The sequence below is a fragment of the Mesorhizobium sp. M7A.F.Ca.US.005.03.2.1 genome (genome assembly GCF_003997795.1).
In the GTDB taxonomy this organism is placed as follows: domain Bacteria; phylum Pseudomonadota; class Alphaproteobacteria; order Rhizobiales; family Rhizobiaceae; genus Mesorhizobium; species Mesorhizobium ciceri.
Genome location: NZ_RZRP01000738.1, coordinates 1 through 3,156 on the forward strand (window position 1 = coordinate 1; position 3,156 = coordinate 3,156).

At 61.4% G+C, this 3,156-nt stretch carries 3 protein-coding genes and 1 pseudogene; all 4 read left to right on the top strand.

Translation table 11 applies throughout. From position 1 onward, the window contains the following. Positions 1 to 716: aminoacyl-tRNA hydrolase (gene pth, locus EN991_RS29340; protein ID WP_127370054.1), on the top strand; the 716-nt coding region annotated here is incomplete at its 5' end. An 89-nt stretch (positions 717 to 805) separates the two neighbouring features. Further along, positions 806 to 1,909, top strand: coding sequence for a redox-regulated ATPase YchF (gene ychF, locus EN991_RS29345; protein ID WP_024505635.1), 1,104 nt, complete (start codon positions 806 to 808; stop codon positions 1,907 to 1,909). 66 nt (positions 1,910 to 1,975) lie between these two features. Then, positions 1,976 to 2,647 carry an HAD family phosphatase gene (locus EN991_RS29350; protein ID WP_032808607.1) on the top strand — a complete coding sequence of 224 codons (672 nt, stop codon included), beginning with the start codon at positions 1,976 to 1,978 and terminating at the stop codon, positions 2,645 to 2,647. A 189-nt stretch (positions 2,648 to 2,836) separates the two neighbouring features. Then, positions 2,837 to 3,156: pseudogene (locus EN991_RS29355) on the top strand (magnesium transporter); the annotation flags it as partial.

The following is a 3,156-nucleotide window of genomic DNA, read 5'->3' on the forward strand; positions in this document are numbered from 1 at the left end:
TTGCAGGTCTCGGCAATCCGGGCGCGAAATACGCCGGCAATCGGCACAATGTCGGTTTCATGGCGGCGGACGCAATCGCCCGCCGCCATTCCTTTTCGCCCTGGTCGAAGAAATTTCAGGGCCTGATCGCCGAGGGCTCGCTCGGCGGCGAAAAAGTCGTCCTGATCAAGCCGCAGACCTTCATCAACCTGTCCGGCCAGTCGGTCGGCGAAGCGCTGCGCTTCTACAAGCTCGAGCTTTCCGCGCTCACCGTCTTCTATGACGAGATCGATCTTGCCGAAGGCAAGCTGCGCATAAAGACCGGCGGCGGCGCCGGCGGCCATAACGGCATCCGTTCGATCGATGGCCATGTCGGCAACGCCTATCGCCGCGTACGCATCGGCGTCGGCCATCCAGGCGTCAAGGAAATGGTCCAGCACCATGTGCTCGGCGATTTCGACAAGGCGGACCGCGAATGGCTTGACCCGCTGCTCGACGCGATCGCCGACAACGCCGCCATGATCGCCAAAGGCGACGAATCCGGCTTCATGAACAAAGCCAGTCTCGCCGTCCAGGGCAAGGCCGGGCCGGAGCCCGAAAAATCGGCACCTAAGCAGCCGGCGCAGAAGCAGCAAAGTCACGTCCGCCAAGCACGGCCCCAACAGCCCCTGGCCAAGCCGCCGGAAAGCGGTCCGATGGCCGCCATGCTGAAGAAGCTGTTCGGCGGCAAGGACTGAGCATCAAGGGAACCGAAGGGCTTGACGTTGATCACCCCTATCGCCCATAGCCCTGATCAAATTTCTATTTCCCGATAGGACCGGACAAAATGGGTTTCAAATGCGGCATCGTTGGCTTGCCCAACGTCGGCAAGTCGACGCTTTTCAACGCGTTGACCAGAACGGCTGCGGCGCAGGCCGCCAACTATCCGTTCTGCACCATCGAACCGAATACCGGCGAGGTCGCGGTGCCCGATCCGCGCCTGCAGAAGATCGCGGCGATTGGCAAGTCAAAGGAGATCATCCCGACCCGCATCTCCTTCGTCGACATTGCCGGTCTGGTGCGCGGCGCCTCGAAGGGCGAAGGGCTGGGCAACCAGTTCCTCGCCAACATCCGCGAGGTCGACGCCATCGTGCATGTGCTGCGCTGCTTCGAGGATGACGACATTACCCATGTCGAGGGCCGCATCGACCCGGTGGCCGATGCCGAGACGGTCGAAACCGAGCTGATGCTCGCCGACCTCGACAGCCTCGAGCGCCGCATCGTGCAATTCCGCAAGCGCGCCGGCAGCAAGGACAAGGAAGCGACGTCAGTGCTGCCGATGATGGAGGCAGCGCTAGAACTGCTGCAGGCCGGCAAGCCGACCCGCATCCTGCTCAAGGATATTTCGGCCGAAGATTTGCGCATCCTGCAGGGCCTGAACCTTCTGACCTCGCATCCCGTGCTCTATGTCTGCAACGTCGCCGAGGCCGACGCAGCCACCGGCAACGAGCACACCAGGGCCGTGGAAAAGATGGCGACCGCCCAGGGCGCCGGCACCGTGGTGATCTCGGCCGCCATCGAAGCCGAGGTCGCACAGCTCTCCGATGAGGAAGAGATGGAATTCCTGTCCTCGCTCGGCCTCGACGAGCCCGGCCTCAACAAGGTCATCCGCGCCGGCTACGATCTGTTGCACCTCATCACCTACTTCACCGTCGGGCCGAAGGAGACGCGCGCCTGGACCATCCATAAGGGCGACAAGGCCCCCCAGGCCGCCGGCGTCATCCACACCGATTTCGAGCGCGGCTTCATCCGCGCCCAGACCATCGCCTACAATGACTTCGTCACACTGGGCGGCGAAGTGGCGGCCAAGGAAGCCGGCAAGGCCCGCGACGAAGGCAAGGAATATGTCGTCCAGGACGGCGACATCCTGCTGTTCAAGTTCAACACGTGATTTGATGGAAGTCCTTCGAGACTGTCCGCGGGCCGGCTGAGCCGACCACCAGATATCAGGCCCAAAGTGTCGCCTATAAAGCTGATAATATTTGATTGTGACGGCGTCCTCGTGAACAGCGAGGAGATATACCAGGCAACCGAGCTTGAATATCTGGCGGCGGCCGGCATCACGTTCGAACCAAGCGCCTATACGCAAGCCTTCATGGGATTGTCTCCCGCTATGTGGCAGGCGAAGCTCGAAGCGATCGGCCAAGAGCGAGCCAAGCCGCTCTCTCCGCTCTTTTTTGAACAGCTTGCCGACCACACCAACGAACGCTTGCGTAAGAATCTGGCGGCCTTACCCGATGCACGGAATGTGATTGGCCGGCTCGCCGCATGGAGATGTGTGGCGTCAAGCACGCCGCTGGCCCGATTGCGTTGGAAACTCGAACACACGGGCCTTGTCGACCTTTTCGATCCTAATATTTTTTCATCGGACATGGTCGTCAATGGAAAGCCGGAACCAGACCTGTTCTTGCATGCGGCGGACACGATCGGTGTTCATGCAAAGGAGTGCATCGTGGTCGAGGACAGCGTGAATGGCGTCCTGGCGGGCAAGGCAGCAGGTATGCGCGTGATCGGATTTACCGCTGGCAGTCATTGCACCGGCACTCATGGCGATGCTCTGTTGCGACATGGCGCGGATGCCCTCGTCGGCGCATACGAGGACTTGGAGGTCACTCTAGCCAGTCTTTAGATCGATCCGCTGACGCGGCTTCCGAGCCGCGAGGGCCGTCCCCCGGCCCGATTCGGGCTTGTCTTGATTTTGTCACGTCACAGGTCTAAGCGGCAGACGCACGGTCGGCGCTGGCGCCGGGAACCGTGCAATCCAACACGACGCGTCAATCCGAACACACCCTTTGGCCCCAGCAAGGGATATCAGGCGATGATCAAGGCCTTCGTCGTGGACAATGATCGCCTGCGCCTCGTCGACGATCTCCTGGCAAACAGCGAGACCATCGTCTGGGCGGACCTGTTCAACCCGACAAAGGAAGAGGAAGCGACGATCGAGAGCTGGCTCGGCGTGGCCATTCCGACACGCGAGGAGATGGAGGAGATCGAGATTTCGAGCCGCCTCTATGTCGAGGACGGCGCCTACTTCATGACCGCAACCCTGCCCGCCCAGACCGAGGTCGACGATCCCTTGATGTCGCCGGTCACCTTCGTGCTCGCCGGCACAAGGTTGATCACTGTGCGCTACCACGA